The following is a 14918-nucleotide window of genomic DNA, read 5'->3' as shown; positions in this document are numbered from 1 at the left end:
AATAATTATAAAAAACAACTGAATATAAAGGATGAAATGAAACATGTTACATAAGTCTACTGTACATGCTGGTAATAACCGCTGGATACATATTAAGTTCATATGTTTCATGAGCTTAACAATTTTATGTTTAATTGGATCTATATTTTTAGCCATTTCATTTGGTGCAAAGGATATTCATTTACAAACGGTGTGGGCAGCGATTTTGAATTACGATCCGAAATTAACGCAGCACCAAATTATTTATGAATTAAGGCTCCCGAGAGTAATTGGTGCAGCAGTTGTAGGGGCAGCTTTTGCGGTTGCTGGTGCTGTTATGCAAGGTATAACACGAAATCCTTTGGCTGATGCAGGTGTACTCGGAATAAATGCAGGTGCGATGTTTGTAGTGGCACTTAGTTTTGCTTTTTTTCCGCATATGCCGTATTCCTATTTAATGATTGTTTCCTTTATTGGAGCAGTCTTAAGTACAGTACTTATTTTTGTTATTGGATCAGCAACATCAGGTGGGTTAACACCAATGAGGTTAACGATTTCTGGAGCTGTTATGGCAGCGCTTTTACATTCATTAAGTTCAGGTGTTGCGATTTATTATGATTTAAGCCAAGATTTAGCGTTTTGGTATGCTGGTGGTGTTGCAGGGGTTAAGTGGGAACACTTGAAATTTTTAGTTCCTATTATTCTTATAACGATTATTTTCGCGACAATGCTAGGGAGATCTATTTCACTCATATCAATGGGGGATGATGTTGCTACAAATTTAGGAGTGAAAACGAACCGAACGAGAATACTAGGGATGATTATAGTAGTTATTCTGGCAGGTGTTTCTGTTTCAGCTGTTGGTTCTATTGGATTTGTAGGACTAGTTATCCCGCACATTGCTAGAAAATTAGTTGGTGTGAATTATAGACTCATTATTCCTATGTCAGCATTATTAGGAGCTATGTTATTAGTTGTAGCTGATTTAGGGGCAAGAACAGTAAATCCTCCTAAGGAACTTGCGATAGGGATTATGGTAGCTCTTGTTGGAGTTCCGTTCTTCCTCTATATAGCACGTAAAGTTGGGAGGGAGTTATAAGTGAAAGATCTTTTTAACACGGATAAAAAGAGAGCTATTACTGTAACTACAATCTTCGGATGTATAAGTATCGCTGTAATTTTAATTAGTTTAAATACAGGGACACTGAGTATAGCGCCACTTAGAGTAATTGAAACACTTTTGGGTTATGGTAATTTTGAGAGTGCAACCGTGCTATATGATTATCGTATGCCAAGAATAATAATCACGATGTTAGCCGGTATTGGTCTTGGTATTTCCGGTGCGATTTTGCAAGGATTATCCCGTAATGCACTTGCAGATCCTGGTATTTTAGGGTTGCATTCAGGTGCATCTTTCGGTCTTATCGTATTTGTTACTCTCTTTCATTCTATTAATGAGAGTGCATCCATTTTAATACCGTTATTTACATTTGGTGGAGGAGTATTAGCTGCATTTCTTATTATTTTACTTGCGAGTGATCGGTCAAAAGGTTTACTTCCCATTAGACTTATTCTCGTTGGTATTGCAGTTTCAGCTGGCTTTAGTGCAATTTCGTTATTTTTCTCTCTCAAGTTAAATGATGAGACGTATACATTCGCTTCTAGATGGCTAGTTGGTAACGTGTGGGGAAGGGATTGGATTCATGTCCTTGCATTATTACCTTGGATTTTCATACTAACCCCTTATGCGTGGCTAAAATCTAAAACGTTAAATGCATTGTCACTAGGTGATAGTGTAGCAGCAGGACTTGGTGTTTCTGTTCAAAAAGAACGGTTATTACTTTTAGCTACAGCGGTTGGATTATCTTGCACAAGTGTATCGATGGCAGGAGGAATTGGTTTTATCGGTTTAGTTGCTCCGCATATCGCAAGGAAGTTAGTAGGTACTACATATCAACACTTTCTTCCTTTAGCTGGCATTATCGGAATGATTATTTTAGTGCTAGCAGATACGATAGGTCGTTCTATATTTGAGCCAAATTCTATTCCAGCTGGTGTAGTAGTGGCAGCTTTAGGAGCACCGTATTTTCTTTATTTACTTACAAAAACAAAATAAATACTTCAAAGAGGAGAACATATGAAAAAGAAACTTACTATTTTATTTAGCATGATGTGTATTTTAGTATTAGCAGCATGTGGTCAAACGAAAGCTAATGAAGAAGCAACGAAAAAAACGGAAAAAAGTAATGATCCAAAAATTGCTTCAATGTCTATTCATTTAACAAATGATTTACTTGCATTAGGAATTACACCAGTAGGTTCTGTTATTGGTGGAGATTTAAAAGATTTCTTACCGCACGCTAAAGAGAAGTTGAAAGATACGAAGAAGCTTGGTGTTGTAACAGATCCGAATATGGAAGCGTTACTTCAATTAAAGCCAACTGACATTTATGTTGATGAAAAATATGCTGGTAAAGATGTAGCGAAATACGAAAAAATTACAAAAACACATTCTTTCAATTTAGATGAAGGTACGTGGAGAGAGCATTTAAAACAAGTTGGTAAACTTGTAAACCGTGAGAAAGAAGCAGATAAATATATTCAAGATTACGAAGAGCAATCAAAACGAGTAAAAGGTTTAATAGATAAAGAGCTAGGTAATAACGAAAAAGTAATGGCAATTCGCGTTACTGCAAAAGAATTGCGTGTATTTAGTACGAAAAGACCGATGGGACCAATTTTATTCCAAGACCTAGGGTTACAACCTGCAAATGGTGTAGAGAAAATTGATGGAAACCGTCCTTTCGAAGTCATTTCACAAGAAGTATTACCTGACTTTGATGCAGATGCGATTTTCGTTGTTGTAAATAGAGATGACAAAGCAAAAGCAGCATTTAAACAACTTCAAGAAACACCAATTTGGAAAGACTTAAAAGCAGTTAAAGGCAAGCAGGTATACATTATCAATGATCAACCATGGCTTGACTATTCTGCTTTAGGAAACAAAATGGCAATGGATGAAGCGGAGAAAATGTTTACGAAATAATATAGTTTTGTTATTAGGAAAGGCCCTCTAAATTTGGAGGGCCTTTCTATTATTGTTAGAATAAATGAAAAATTATACAATGAAGTTAATTCGATATGGAGGAGATGTGCCAATGTCAGCGCTTATTGTAAGTATCCCGTTTATGAAACAGTTTATGAAACGAGGGGGTAAATAGGCTTGAATAATTATCCCCGTTATTTAGTAAAGGGGGAGTTTGAAATGACAATGAATCTTTTTCGAAATAAAACGATTAAATTATCAGCTATGAGAGAAACAGATGCTGAAGTAATGGCTATGTGGCAAGAAGATAGTGAGTATTTAAGAAATGTTGATACAGATGTAGCATTCCCGCAATCTTTAAATGAAATAGCAAGTGATGGGTTATTAAAAGGACGAAGATCGAATAGTGTTTCTTTCATGGTAAGGACAGTTCAAGAAGATCGCTTAATTGGTTTTGTGGCGATTCATGGTATAGAGTGGAATAACAGAACAGGTTTATTAGCCATTGGTATAGGAGATGCGAATGATAGAGGAAAAGGATATGGGAAAGAAGCAATACATCTTATTTTAAAGTATGCTTTCTATGAATTGAATTTACACCGCGTCGGTCTGGATGTGATTTCTTATAATAAAGCAGCCATTGCGTTGTATAAAAAGATAGGTTTTCAGATGGAAGGGTGTATGAGAGAAGCGGTTCAAAGAGATGGGAAGTGTTTTGATCGTATCATTATGGGGATATTGCGGGATGAATGGATAGGGTTGCAAGATTAGCGAATACATTCAATATTATATATGTAGTATGCAGGAGATATAATGATAATTGGCGAAAATTTACAGTGAACTGATTGAATTTATAAGGAGTTATGTAAAATGAATTTAGAAAAAGCAAAACCAGTAAATGAAGAGGTCGCTGAATTAAAGGAACTAATTAAAGAGTTACACGGAAGTGTACATCAACTGCAAAGCGAAGTGCAGCAACTAAGGCACGAAAGACCAGTTGTTGAAGTGAGAAAAGGTGTTCAATTATCACCAACAATTGTCGGACAAATTGGTGGTATGATTTTAGGTGGGTTAGCAATTATCGGTATATTTTGGTGATGAAAAAAGGTTTGCAGCACGATGCTGCAAACCTTTTGGATTTGACGATATAATTTCATGCAATACAACTTTTACATTAAATAACGTAAATATATATAAGCATGTGATAACAAGAGTGCAACAATAGTTAATGGTAAACCAATTTTTAAGAAGTCCATATAAGAGAAAGCATGTCCTTCACGTTTTGCAATACCAGCAACGACTACGTTTGCAGATGCTCCGATTAGCGTTCCATTTCCTCCTAAGCAAGCTCCAAGAGATAACGCCCACCATAGTACTTCGATTTGCGGAGAATCGACAGATAGTCCGAGTCCTGTAGCTAAGTCTTGAATAAGAGGAATCATCGTAGCGACAAAAGGGATGTTGTCGATTGTCGCAGATGCGATGCCAGATACCCATAAAATAAGTATAGCTGCGAATCCGATGTCACCGTTTGTTACGCCGATTACTTCTTTTGCAAGTGAAGAGATAAGTCCGATATCAATTAACCCGCCAACGAGAACGAATAGTCCGGCGAAGAAGAAAATGGTTACCCATTCAACGTGGGCAAATACATCTTCAATATCATGTTCTTTCACGCCGATTAACATAAGAAGTGTAGCGCCTGTCATCGCTATAACGGCAGCGTCTACATGAATAATCGAATGAAGTACGAAGCCTAAAATAGTTAGTCCTAAAATCGAAATAGATTTTAAAAGGAGGCTTTGATCCTTAATATAATCTTTTTCATTTAATGCCATTAGTTTTTCGATTTGTTCAGGTGTTGTTTTTAGTTTGTTACGGTACATGAAGTAAATAATGCCAAGTGTCACAATAGAAATAATAATTACGATTGGAGCTAAGTTAAGTAAAAAGGCGTTAAAGTCTAAATGCTTGTTTGCTGATCCAATCATAATATTAGGTGGATCACCGATTAATGTTGCTGTTCCGCCTATATTTGAAAACAGCACTTCTGAAATCAAATAAGGCACAGGATTTACTTTTAAAATACGTGTAATGGATAATGTAACAGGAACGATTAATAAAACAGTCGTTACATTGTCCAAAAATGCTGATCCGACAGCAGTTAATAGGGATAGTAATAATAAAATGCGAATCGGTTTTCCGCCAGCTCCTTTTGCCGCTTTAATGGCCACAAATTCAAAGACGCCTGATTGACTCGTAATATGTACGAGAATCATCATCCCAATTAAAAGGGTAATCGTTTCCCATTGAATATGTGATGTGAAAGCAGTATGTAAATCTACAACTCCAAAAATAATCATAATAGCAGCACCGAATAGTGCGATTACAGCACGATTCAATTTCTCAGAAATAATAAATCCGTACGTGATTAAAAATACGGCAATTGCAAAATAATATTGCCAATTTGCTACTTCATGTGCTGACTGTTCCAATCATGTCACCTTCTTTAAATTATGTATTCAATTGTCGAAATGTATCTCGCTGCAATAATACGGGATAAAATATATTGTAGCAAATTCAAAAAAGAAAGAAAACTATTTAACAAAGTGAAGGAAAAAATGTATTTTTTACATATCATATAAAAAATATAAAAAACACAGTGCAAATTATTAGGAAAAGTGAGCGTTGTCCTCTAATATAGAGATAGCAATTTACATTATTTTTGCGTAAAATGGTTTAAAGAGGTGAATTCCGATGGAAATAGTAAAAGATAGTTCTCTTATTCAAAATGAAATTGAACGTTTTGTAAATAAAGATGTATATATTCATTTAGAAACGACAAACGGAGCGTATGCATCACACATAAATGAAAAGATGATGACAGTTGGTGCTTTCATTCGAAATGCGATTATCCGTTTTGAACGCGGGAAGATAACTGGAACAAATCCATACCGAGTTGGTCTGAAAATGGATCACGGTTGGGTATATGCTGAAGGTATTACGCACTGGGAAGTAGACGATCAAGAGCGTTTATTATTAGCTGGACATGATAATTTAGGTCGTCTAGCAGTTGCACTTGAGTTAAGCTTAACACCATTTAAGTAAGAAGGAGGGAAACTTATGGAGAGACATGTACTTGTTGTATTTCCGCATCCAGATGATGAAGCATATGCTGCGGGAGGAACAATTCGCTTATTAACAGATCAAGGAGTACCTGTAACATATGCATGTGGTACTCTAGGACAAATGGGACGTAACATGGGTAAGAACGTATTCGCTAACCGTGAAACGATTCCACATATCCGTAAGAAAGAATTGAAAGATGCTTGTGAAGCGATGGGTATTAAAGATTTAAGAATGCTTGGCTTCCATGATAAAACGTTAGAATTTGAAGATGTTGATTTCGTTGCTGACAAAATTGAAGCAATCATTCAAGAAGTAAATCCATCTCGAATTATTACATTTTATCCAGAGCACGGTGTACATCCAGATCATAATGCATTTGGCCGCGCTGTCGTTCGCGCTGTATCACGTATGCCAAAAGAAGAGCGCCCAGTTATTCATGCTGTTGCGATTACGAAAAATCGTGAAGCAGTATTAGGAGAACCGGATGTTGTAAATAACATTAGTGAAGTATTTGATCATAAATTAACTGCATTAGGTGCGCACCGTTCACAAACAGAAGCAATGCTTGAAGACACGCATGCAAAAATAAAAAACAAAGATGCAGCAACATTAAAATGGCTGCAACTTGAACAGTTTTGGACTTATAAATGGGAGTAGGGTAGAAGGATACCTTCTAGTTGCTCTTACATAGAAAAAGCGCCGTCACTTGTGATGGCGCTTTTTCTTGTTGAAGACTATACATTTTTTAGGGTGCTTCAAAATTTTTAAATTAACGTGCAGTATAGCCTCCATCAACAAGAAGTGTTGTACCGTTAACAAAACTAGCATCATCACTTGCTAAAAATAAGACAGCTTTAGCGACTTCTTCTGGTGTTCCAAGTCTGCCTTGCGGATGAAGTGAAGCTAAATATTCTTTCTGTTGAGGATTAACACTACCCAGTAAAGGGGTGTCAATATAACCAGGGCACACCGCATTAATACGTATTCCATATTTAGCGTAGGCAGTACATAAATTTTGAGTTAATAGTTTCACACCACCTTTTGCAGAGGAGTATGCTGTTGGTGTAGGTAATGAAACAAAACTATGAATGGAACCAGCGTTAACGATGACACCACCTGTACCTTGTTTAAGAAATTGTTCAATCGAATATTTATCAGAAAGGAATACCCCAGACAAATTAATATCAATAGTTCTTTTCCACTTTTCATAGGATAATTCGTTTGCCGGTGCATCATCAGCAACGCCGGCATTGGCATACATAATATCTAATTTACCGTATGTACTTACTGTCTCATGAATTAGCTGTTTAATATCTGCCTCTTTTGTTACATCGGTTTTAATAAATAACGTATTATATCCATGTGCATTCAATTCATCTGATAGTTCTTTTCCACGTTCAGAAAAGTCAGCAATAACTACTTTTGCACCTTCTTCGATAAAAAGACGAACAGTAGATTCGCCAATTCCACTTGCACCACCAGTTATGATTGCTACTTTGTCTTTTAATTTCATATAAACCTCTCCATTCATTAATGAATTTAAGTCGAATTTTTAAATCTTGTTACTAAACTATTAACCTTAAATAGTAAGTAGATAGAAGAAAAAAGCTCGCGTTTACTTAATCGTGAGAGTGCTATTTTTTCTTTAGTGTACTTTTTGATACAGTTATGGACGAAAATATTAATTTGGTCAATTTTATCATTAGATTGAATATTTGGTAAAGAGCTCTCGAACAGAGCGAGTAAGGATGTTGAAAAAGTAAAATAAACATTCAGTATTATTTGTAGGGTAAGGAACAAAGGGGAGAGATGCATAACGAAAACTACTACTCTAGTTAAATAGGAAAAAGCCTTGCAGGGGGGCAAGGCTTTAAACAGGGTATTAAAAATGATTGATTTATTAAGAATAACTTCTTCTTGTGAATAAACTAATTTTAGCATAATAACTCATATATATATGTTACGAATTTGTGAATAAAAACTCAATGATAAAAGTATGAGTGAAAGGAAATAATGTATATGAGAAGCGTATATTTTGAATTATTTAATAGAATAATATATATTTATATTGATTTAGTGATTTTAGTTTGTTAAAAATGGGGAAATCGATATGAAGGTTAAATTTGCCGTAATAAAAGATGAGAATTTTGATTGTAGTTTATTGGAAACAAAATTATTGAAAACTTTTAAAGAAGTAGATTGTGAAGCAGATATTGTAAAGGTTGAGGATGAAATTTTTGAAAACAATGATATACAAACGTATTTATCAGAAATAACCATTCATGTTACTGGAAAAAATATTGGATATAGATCGGTTTCAGCCAGTATATTTATTGTTCTAGAGAGTTTATCAATACAGCTATTTCGTATTCAGATTAGTATACTTTAAGCAGTTCAAAAAGTGGCTTCTTCAGAAAATCATACTGATTATATGGAGTTGTAAATATGAAAACAATAGAAATTATCGTAGGTGCTCCCGAATGTTGGATTGCACCTTGTTTGTTGTTAAATAAACAAGGGATTCCTTTTTTAATTTATCTTAACGCTGATTTATATAGAAGATAGGAAACATATGAATAATTCAATTAGATTGTACAAATAATTTGGTACGCGGATGTACGCAATGTATTCACAGGTAAGAGGGTTGTCTCATAATATATATAGATTTTTCTATTAAGATGAACAGAGGGTGTGAATATATGGAAGATGTTTACGCTAAAATTGACAGTCTCAAGGCGGAGCAAAAAGAAATTATGAGAGACATTCGTGCTTTAGAAACGCGTACTACTATTAATGAGAAAGATATAGCAACAATCAATAAGCAATTAGAAAAAATAAGTACAAACACAACTTGGATTTTGCGAATTATTATTAGTGCGATAATAATGTCAGTTTTAGGATTGATATTAAAAGGGATGATTTAAAAGAAAGAGGGGAGCTCCCTCTTTCTTTTATGTAAATGAGAAACTATAAATTTTCCGTTTCCTTTTCATCTGCATACTTATCCTCTAAGGAGATTAATAGAGGAATGGATACAGTTACTAGAATGATTAAAGTAGTTATAAAAGATTTAGAAAGAGAAAAAGAACCTTCAATTAAAGGTGATAAAAACTTGAATGAAAGTATACTTGTTATGAAGGAAATTACTAAAAAGCTCAAAAGAGATATATTTTTATTCTTTATAGATGTCTCTATAAAGTTTTTAACACAGGTTATTACGACAAATATAGTTAATATGATAAGAGAAACAAAATAATGTGTTAAATTCGTCATACTAATAGTAGGATCGTCTATTATGTAAGCAAGTAACTTAGATACTAATATTCCTCCAAACAATAAAATAATAAAAGCAAGTAATCCTTCCGATATATAAGTGCTGAAATTGCCTTTCTTGTTAAAGAGTTTATAGTTTAGAGTAGATTGGGTTATTTGAATTAGGAATAGGGTAATAATCCATACATAATATACAAATGGTAATTCTCCTGAGAATAGAGAAATTAGAAAGTTTACTACTGTCCTTAAAATTTCAATCATTACGAAAGGCCTCCAGTTTGTAAGCTTGTGACATTAAAATATGCTAGTCTATCGTTTAATAATTAAACTTACGAATTCAAACTATTTCTAATTATTCCATAAAAAGGTGACTGCATCAAGTTATCTTTTTAACAATCCTCCAAGGCCGAGCACTAGTAAAAGAAACGTAGTATGTAATATAATTGAAAAAGTATATTTAAAAATCGATGTTAATATTACCCTCCTATAAGTATTAACATACGTAATTGAGGTGTTTTCTTTGTTGTTTTATGACCGGATTTCTATAATGGCCCCTCCTGTTCCGTAGCTAAGGAAAGTCTTTTTATTTCTGGGATTTTCAAAGTTATAGGAGGGTATGAAAAATGAAAAAAGTCTCAGTACCATCACTTGTGTTAATGATTGTTCTTGTCGCATTTCCGCAAATTAGTGAAACGATTTACACACCGTCTTTACCGGACATTTCAAAGGCGTTACATGTAAGTAATAATGAGGTGCAGTTAACGCTTAGTGTGTATTTTGCTGGATTTGCTTTAGGTGTATTTTTTATTGGATGGCTATCAGATATAATTGGCCGTCGCCCAGCAATGTTATTTGGAATTGTAATATATGGCGCTGGGAGTTTCTTATGCTATATTGCAAATTCCATTGAAGTTTTATTGGTAAGTCGTTTTATTCAAGCGTTTGGAGCAAGTGCAGGATCCGTGGTTACACAAACGATTCTTCGGGAAAGTGTAGAAGGGCATAAGAGGCATGTTATGTTTGCTCAAATCTCGGCAGTCATTGCTTTTACACCAGCGATAGGACCGTTAATTGGTGGCTTTCTTGATCAAATGTTTGGATTTAAAATAGTATTTTTAAGTTTAGTAGTTATGAGTGTCGGAATTTTTCTGTATACATTTGTTTCTCTTCCCGAAACAAAGACGGACTCAGTAACGAATAAAATAAATGTGTTTTCAGTCTTAAAGAAGTTAATTACAAATCCGAAAGTAGTAACGTATGGGCTATTAATTGGAGGAGCAAATGGTGTTTTATTTAGCTATTATGCAGAAGCGCCGTTTATCTTTATTGAATACTTTCAGTTATCGCCTAGTATGTATGGATTTCTAGGAATTGTTGTTGCGTCTGCTTCTATTGTTGGAGCGAAAATTTCAAAACGTTTACTTGCTACTTATAAACCAGAGAAAATTATATATATCGGTTGTCTCGTAATGACAGGAGGAGCTATCCTTTTATCTGTTATTACGTTTATTGGATTAAATCCGAATGTAATATATATGGTTGTATTTTTAATAGCAATGTTTATATTGTTATTAGGGATTGGAGTAGCGTTACCTAACTGTTTAAGTTTAGCGTTAGTAGATTTTCAAGATGTCATTGGTACAGCTGGTGCATTGTTTAGCTTAGGGTACTATGTAATTGTAACGATGACAATTTTGGGGATGAGTCAGCTGCATACGGGCTCGTTACTGGTGATGCCACTTTATTTTCTGGCTATAGTAGTTATCATGATGGTGTTTACTAAAGTATTTATTCTAGGTAAACAAACTTCAAAAATGATTTAAATATGAAATGGTAAAAGGGTCTCATTTTTAATGAGGCTCTTTTATATTTTATGAAAGTAATTATAGGTATGAATATGTAATTAATGTCAAAATATAACAAAGTTGTATAGTTATAGTTTTTGGGAGGGGAAATATGTTAATGAATCTAGTATGCACGCTACTAATCATTTCCGGACTTACTATCGTTGCAAGAAAAACTTTCATTGTAAACCACTATCTTTGTAATTTAATGGCATTCTTTTGTGCTTATATGACAACATCCTCTTATAAGTTAAATCAACTTTCATTAGTGAAAACAATAGTTGTACTTGTTTTGTTGTTTATAGCTTTAGTTCTCGTATACTCACATTTCGATATTAGAGGACTAGCTTTTAACGATTATACAGTATTTAATCTACCTTCTAGCCGGGTGAATATGTTAGTGAAAGAAGGGTTAATTGAAGCAAATATAGAATTTACTGTGGAGAAAAATAATATATATTTATCAGGTTCTCCTGTTAAAATTCGAATATTGAATAGACCACTACATACAACTAATATTTTATTTAAAAAATGTCCAGATGATATGAAGGGGAAAATTAAAGATATTATTGAGGAAAAGATAAAAATTGAAGAGAAGAGTTTTCCACTTTCGGGTGTATTGTTGATTGTTTTAGGTGGATTAATATTTTTCATAAAATAGTAGTATTATGAAATGTTTTTACGATAAGATTTGAATTTTTAATTAAAATGAGGTGAATTGTATGCAGAACTTAGTAAACGGTCTAAACGTTAAAGCAACTTCACAAGAAGATTTACTACAAATTTTCAATTTATGTAAGATTTATGATCAAGCTATTTATGGCGAAATTGATACAACGGTAGAGGATATAACTAATTCATGGAAAGGTATTGATGTTAGTAAAAGCTCTTATGTTGTTATGAATGGAGAAGAAATAATCGCTTATGGAATTTTGACAGGGAATGAAGGGCAGTTTCCATCTGCTGTACTTATTCATCCTAATTATATGAATCAAGGCATTGAACAAGTAATATGGTCAAAGCTTGAAGGGCGTGCTACGGATCTTGTTAGTAACTCATCTTGCTTGAATGGCACGATTGTAACACAAGCAAATAATTCCTATGAGGAAAAAATATTAGGGGAAGCCGGGTTTATTCCAACTCGTATTTGGTGGGGAATGGGGATTGAATTAAAGAAAAATATTCCATCAGCAATCTGGCCAAATGGTGTTACAGTGCGACATTACATACCTGGTGTAGATGATGAGAGATTACATCAAGCTTTTAATGAAGCCTTCGCAGACCACTGGAATTCGAAATCTTCTACGTTAGAAGAGTTTTTACAGCGTACAGAAAGAGAGGGATTTCATCCTACATTATGGTCATTAGCGATGGTTGAGGGTGAAGTAGTTGGTTTTGTCTTTAGTAAAAAGGGTGCTGACAATAAAGCAGAAATTACTCACTTAGGTGTAAGGCGTTCTAAGCGGAAACAAGGATTGGGATTAGCACTGTTACATCATGCATTCGGTCAATTATACGAAGAAGGGATTTCAAAAGTGCATTTAAATGTAGATTCTGAAAATATTACAGGTGCACCTCGCGTATATGAAGCAGCTGGAATGGAAGTACAGAGTAAATTTGTTCGTTTTGATAAGGAAGTCTGTGCGAAGGATGTATATGGTATGTAATTTTACTGATATATTATATTTTGGGGTGAGATGTTAATGGAGCGTTCAGAAACCACGAAAATAAAGTTTGAAAATGTTAGTAGAAATGGAAATGACGTTATCAGATATAGATATTAAAGTACATGCAGTATGAAACCGAGGAAGATATACTTTCCTCGGTTATTTATATTGTAATAATATACATGCCGGAATCATATTGAATAGATGTATTTTATTGTTAATTTAGTTAAAAATTAATCAGACTTATGTATAATAATTTATTGAAAAAATAATTGAATTTTTCAGATTAATGAATTAATATAAGGTAAGTAATTTTAAGATTTATAGAATATTGGAAGATGAAAGGTTTTGAGAATTTTATTAGGAGCACAAAACGATTTTAGGATAGCTTTAAAGCTAGTGTAAAATGACGTTTGCTTCATCATTTTCAGAGCCGAAAGGAATTAGGGGAAAGCATCTTGTTTTAAAATGCGGCTATGAATCATCTAAGAGGGGGAAGTGAAGTGGCAAACAAAGAATTGAAAAGAGGTTTAGAAGCACGTCATATTCAAATGATTGCTTTAGGCGGAACGATTGGTGTTGGTTTGTTTATGGGGTCAGCCAGCACAATTAAATGGACAGGTCCGTCAGTAATGCTTGCTTATGCAATTGCAGGTATTTTCATCTTCTTCATCATGCGTGCCATGGGAGAAATGTTGTATATGGAGCCAAGTACAGGCTCATTTGCGACGTTCGGTCATAAGTATATTCATCCGCTAGCTGGTTATATGACAGCTTGGAGTAACTGGTTCCAGTGGGTTATCGTTGGGATGTCAGAAATTATCGCGGTTGGAGCGTATATGCAATATTGGTTCCCAGATTTACCAGCCTGGATACCAGGTATAATCGCAATGGTTATTCTTGGTGCAGCTAATTTAATTTCTGTTAAGTCATTTGGTGAATTTGAATTTTGGTTTGCGATGATTAAAATCGTTACGATTCTATTAATGATTATTGCAGGATTTGGCCTTATTTTCTTTGGAATTGGTAACGGCGGAGAAGCGATTGGCATATCTAATCTTTGGTCAAATGGCGGTTTCTTTACAGGTGGTTTCTCAGGATTCTTCTTTGCTTTATCACTTGTAGTTGGTGCATACCAAGGTGTGGAATTAATCGGTATTACTGCTGGTGAAGCGAAGGATCCAAAGAAGACACTTACAAGAGCGATTCAAAGTACAATTTGGCGTATTTTAATTTTCTACATCGGTGCTATTTTCGTTATTGTAACTGTGTATCCGTGGGATCAATTAAGTACAATTGGTAGCCCGTTCGTAGCGACTTTTGCGAAAGTTGGTATTACGGCAGCAGCTGGACTTATTAACTTTGTTGTTATTACAGCAGCAATGTCTGGTTGTAATAGTGGTATTTATAGTGCTGGTCGTATGCTTTATACGTTAGGTGTAAATGGACAAGCACCGAAATATTTTACGAAACTTTCTGGAAATGGTGTACCTTTATTTGGTACAGTTGGCGTAATTATCGGTCTGGCGGTTGGTGTTGTTTTAAGTTACATCGCACCGAAAAACTTATTCGTATATGTATATAGTGCGAGTGTACTTCCTGGTATGGTACCATGGTTTGTCATTTTAATTAGTCAAATTAATTTTAGAAAAGAAAAGGGAGCAGAGATGAAAGATCATCCATTCAAAATGCCATTTGCTCCTGTAACAAACTATTTAACGATTGCCTTTTTAATTATGGTATTAATCGGAATGTGGTTTAACGATGATACTCGTATTTCATTAGTTGTAGGTATTATTTTCTTAGCTATCGTTACAATTAGTTTCTATGCTTTCGGAATAGGAAAGCGAGCTCCGTTAGACGTTCAAAATAATAAAGAGATTTCAAGTAAATAAAGAAAAGGCTGTTCATCTGGAACAGCCTTTTCTTATTGTTGCTATTTGTCGATAAATCGATATAGCTTGACGAATCGTTGATATA

Annotated in this window: 16 protein-coding genes; 13 read left to right on the top strand and 3 right to left on the bottom strand. The window is 34.4% G+C overall.

Features of this window, described 5'->3' with window-relative positions:
• Positions 1-43: 43 nt before the first annotated feature.
• The 5 genes from MR107_RS26425 (at position 44) to MR107_RS26405 (ending at position 4123) form a co-directional block, all read left to right on the top strand.
• Positions 44-1078: a FecCD family ABC transporter permease gene (locus tag MR107_RS26425; RefSeq protein WP_078405022.1), complete on the top strand. Its 1035-nt coding sequence runs from the start codon at positions 44-46 to the stop codon at positions 1076-1078.
• Positions 1079-2095 (top strand): FecCD family ABC transporter permease, encoded by a 1017-nt coding sequence (locus tag MR107_RS26420; protein ID WP_017673082.1) that lies wholly within the window; start codon positions 1079-1081, stop codon positions 2093-2095.
• 21 nt (positions 2096-2116) lie between these two features.
• Positions 2117-3025, top strand: a complete 909-nt coding sequence (locus tag MR107_RS26415; protein WP_242292906.1) for an iron-hydroxamate ABC transporter substrate-binding protein — start codon at positions 2117-2119, stop codon at positions 3023-3025.
• Positions 3026-3244: 219 nt separating this feature from the next.
• Entirely contained in the window at positions 3245-3796 is a 552-nt protein-coding gene (locus tag MR107_RS26410; protein WP_000178509.1) for a GNAT family N-acetyltransferase, read from the top strand.
• A 99-nt stretch (positions 3797-3895) separates the two neighbouring features.
• The gene (locus MR107_RS26405) at positions 3896-4123 is read left to right on the top strand and encodes a coiled-coil domain-containing protein (RefSeq protein WP_001047304.1); all 228 of its coding nucleotides are present in this window, start codon (positions 3896-3898) and stop codon (positions 4121-4123) included.
• 71 nt (positions 4124-4194) lie between these two features.
• Here MR107_RS26405 and MR107_RS26400 read toward each other — a convergent pair whose 3' ends face one another.
• Complete coding sequence (locus MR107_RS26400) at positions 4195-5520, bottom strand: ArsB/NhaD family transporter (RefSeq protein WP_000437999.1); 1326 nt, start codon at positions 5518-5520, stop codon at positions 4195-4197.
• A gap of 262 nt (positions 5521-5782) precedes the next feature.
• Between MR107_RS26400 and MR107_RS26395 the strand changes: the two genes are divergently transcribed.
• A complete protein-coding gene (locus tag MR107_RS26395) occupies positions 5783-6133 on the top strand; it encodes a YojF family protein (RefSeq protein WP_000407045.1) in 351 nt (116 codons plus the stop codon).
• 15 nt (positions 6134-6148) lie between these two features.
• Positions 6149-6811 (top strand): bacillithiol biosynthesis deacetylase BshB2, encoded by a 663-nt coding sequence (bshB2, locus tag MR107_RS26390; RefSeq protein WP_000439483.1) that lies wholly within the window; start codon positions 6149-6151, stop codon positions 6809-6811.
• 112 nt (positions 6812-6923) lie between these two features.
• Here bshB2 and MR107_RS26385 read toward each other — a convergent pair whose 3' ends face one another.
• On the bottom strand, positions 6924-7667 hold the full coding sequence (locus MR107_RS26385) for an SDR family NAD(P)-dependent oxidoreductase (RefSeq protein ID WP_000768018.1): 744 nt from the start codon (positions 7665-7667) through the stop codon (positions 6924-6926).
• Positions 7668-8264: 597 nt separating this feature from the next.
• On the opposite strand from MR107_RS26385, the gene MR107_RS26380 reads away from it, so the two are divergent.
• Both MR107_RS26380 and MR107_RS26375 read left to right on the top strand, forming a co-directional pair.
• Positions 8265-8543, top strand: coding sequence for a hypothetical protein (locus MR107_RS26380; RefSeq protein ID WP_071739339.1), 279 nt, complete (start codon positions 8265-8267; stop codon positions 8541-8543).
• A 310-nt stretch (positions 8544-8853) separates the two neighbouring features.
• The gene (locus tag MR107_RS26375) at positions 8854-9078 is read left to right on the top strand and encodes a hemolysin XhlA family protein (protein ID WP_000390461.1); all 225 of its coding nucleotides are present in this window, start codon (positions 8854-8856) and stop codon (positions 9076-9078) included.
• A 43-nt stretch (positions 9079-9121) separates the two neighbouring features.
• Here the strand turns inward: MR107_RS26375 and MR107_RS26370 are convergent, their stop codons facing one another.
• Positions 9122-9688, bottom strand: coding sequence for a DUF5823 family protein (locus MR107_RS26370; RefSeq protein ID WP_242292905.1), 567 nt, complete (start codon positions 9686-9688; stop codon positions 9122-9124).
• A 362-nt stretch (positions 9689-10050) separates the two neighbouring features.
• Here MR107_RS26370 and MR107_RS26365 point away from each other — a divergent pair, with 362 nt between their 5' ends.
• The 4 genes from MR107_RS26365 (at position 10051) to MR107_RS26350 (ending at position 14833) form a co-directional block, all read left to right on the top strand.
• A complete protein-coding gene (locus MR107_RS26365; RefSeq protein ID WP_242292904.1) occupies positions 10051-11250 on the top strand; it encodes a multidrug effflux MFS transporter in 1200 nt (399 codons plus the stop codon).
• A 133-nt stretch (positions 11251-11383) separates the two neighbouring features.
• Positions 11384-11932 (top strand): hypothetical protein, encoded by a 549-nt coding sequence (locus MR107_RS26360; RefSeq protein WP_242292903.1) that lies wholly within the window; start codon positions 11384-11386, stop codon positions 11930-11932.
• A gap of 61 nt (positions 11933-11993) precedes the next feature.
• Positions 11994-12938 (top strand): GNAT family N-acetyltransferase, encoded by a 945-nt coding sequence (locus tag MR107_RS26355; RefSeq protein ID WP_078401456.1) that lies wholly within the window; start codon positions 11994-11996, stop codon positions 12936-12938.
• A 503-nt stretch (positions 12939-13441) separates the two neighbouring features.
• Complete coding sequence (locus MR107_RS26350) at positions 13442-14833, top strand: amino acid permease (protein ID WP_001284404.1); 1392 nt, start codon at positions 13442-13444, stop codon at positions 14831-14833.
• Positions 14834-14918 lie beyond the last annotated feature (85 nt).

Source organism: Bacillus cereus group sp. BfR-BA-01441, assembly GCF_022663075.1.
GTDB classification, from domain to species: domain Bacteria; phylum Bacillota; class Bacilli; order Bacillales; family Bacillaceae_G; genus Bacillus_A; species Bacillus_A cereus.
Note: the sequence above shows the minus strand (reverse complement) of the source record. Positions and strands in the feature narration are given on the sequence as shown.

Coding starts and splice junctions, on each gene's coding strand:
- bshB2 (WP_000439483.1), top strand. CDS start 6,149: ATGGAGAGACATGTACTTGTTGTATTTCCGCATCCAGATGATGAAGCA.
- MR107_RS26395 (WP_000407045.1), top strand. CDS start 5,783: ATGGAAATAGTAAAAGATAGTTCTCTTATTCAAAATGAAATTGAACGT.
- MR107_RS26425 (WP_078405022.1), top strand. CDS start 44: ATGTTACATAAGTCTACTGTACATGCTGGTAATAACCGCTGGATACAT.
- MR107_RS26375 (WP_000390461.1), top strand. CDS start 8,854: ATGGAAGATGTTTACGCTAAAATTGACAGTCTCAAGGCGGAGCAAAAA.
- MR107_RS26360 (WP_242292903.1), top strand. CDS start 11,384: ATGTTAATGAATCTAGTATGCACGCTACTAATCATTTCCGGACTTACT.
- MR107_RS26370 (WP_242292905.1), bottom strand. CDS start 9,688: ATGATTGAAATTTTAAGGACAGTAGTAAACTTTCTAATTTCTCTATTC.
- MR107_RS26365 (WP_242292904.1), top strand. CDS start 10,051: ATGAAAAAAGTCTCAGTACCATCACTTGTGTTAATGATTGTTCTTGTC.
- MR107_RS26415 (WP_242292906.1), top strand. CDS start 2,117: ATGAAAAAGAAACTTACTATTTTATTTAGCATGATGTGTATTTTAGTA.
- MR107_RS26380 (WP_071739339.1), top strand. CDS start 8,265: ATGAAGGTTAAATTTGCCGTAATAAAAGATGAGAATTTTGATTGTAGT.
- MR107_RS26410 (WP_000178509.1), top strand. CDS start 3,245: ATGACAATGAATCTTTTTCGAAATAAAACGATTAAATTATCAGCTATG.
- MR107_RS26355 (WP_078401456.1), top strand. CDS start 11,994: ATGCAGAACTTAGTAAACGGTCTAAACGTTAAAGCAACTTCACAAGAA.
- MR107_RS26385 (WP_000768018.1), bottom strand. CDS start 7,667: ATGAAATTAAAAGACAAAGTAGCAATCATAACTGGTGGTGCAAGTGGA.
- MR107_RS26405 (WP_001047304.1), top strand. CDS start 3,896: ATGAATTTAGAAAAAGCAAAACCAGTAAATGAAGAGGTCGCTGAATTA.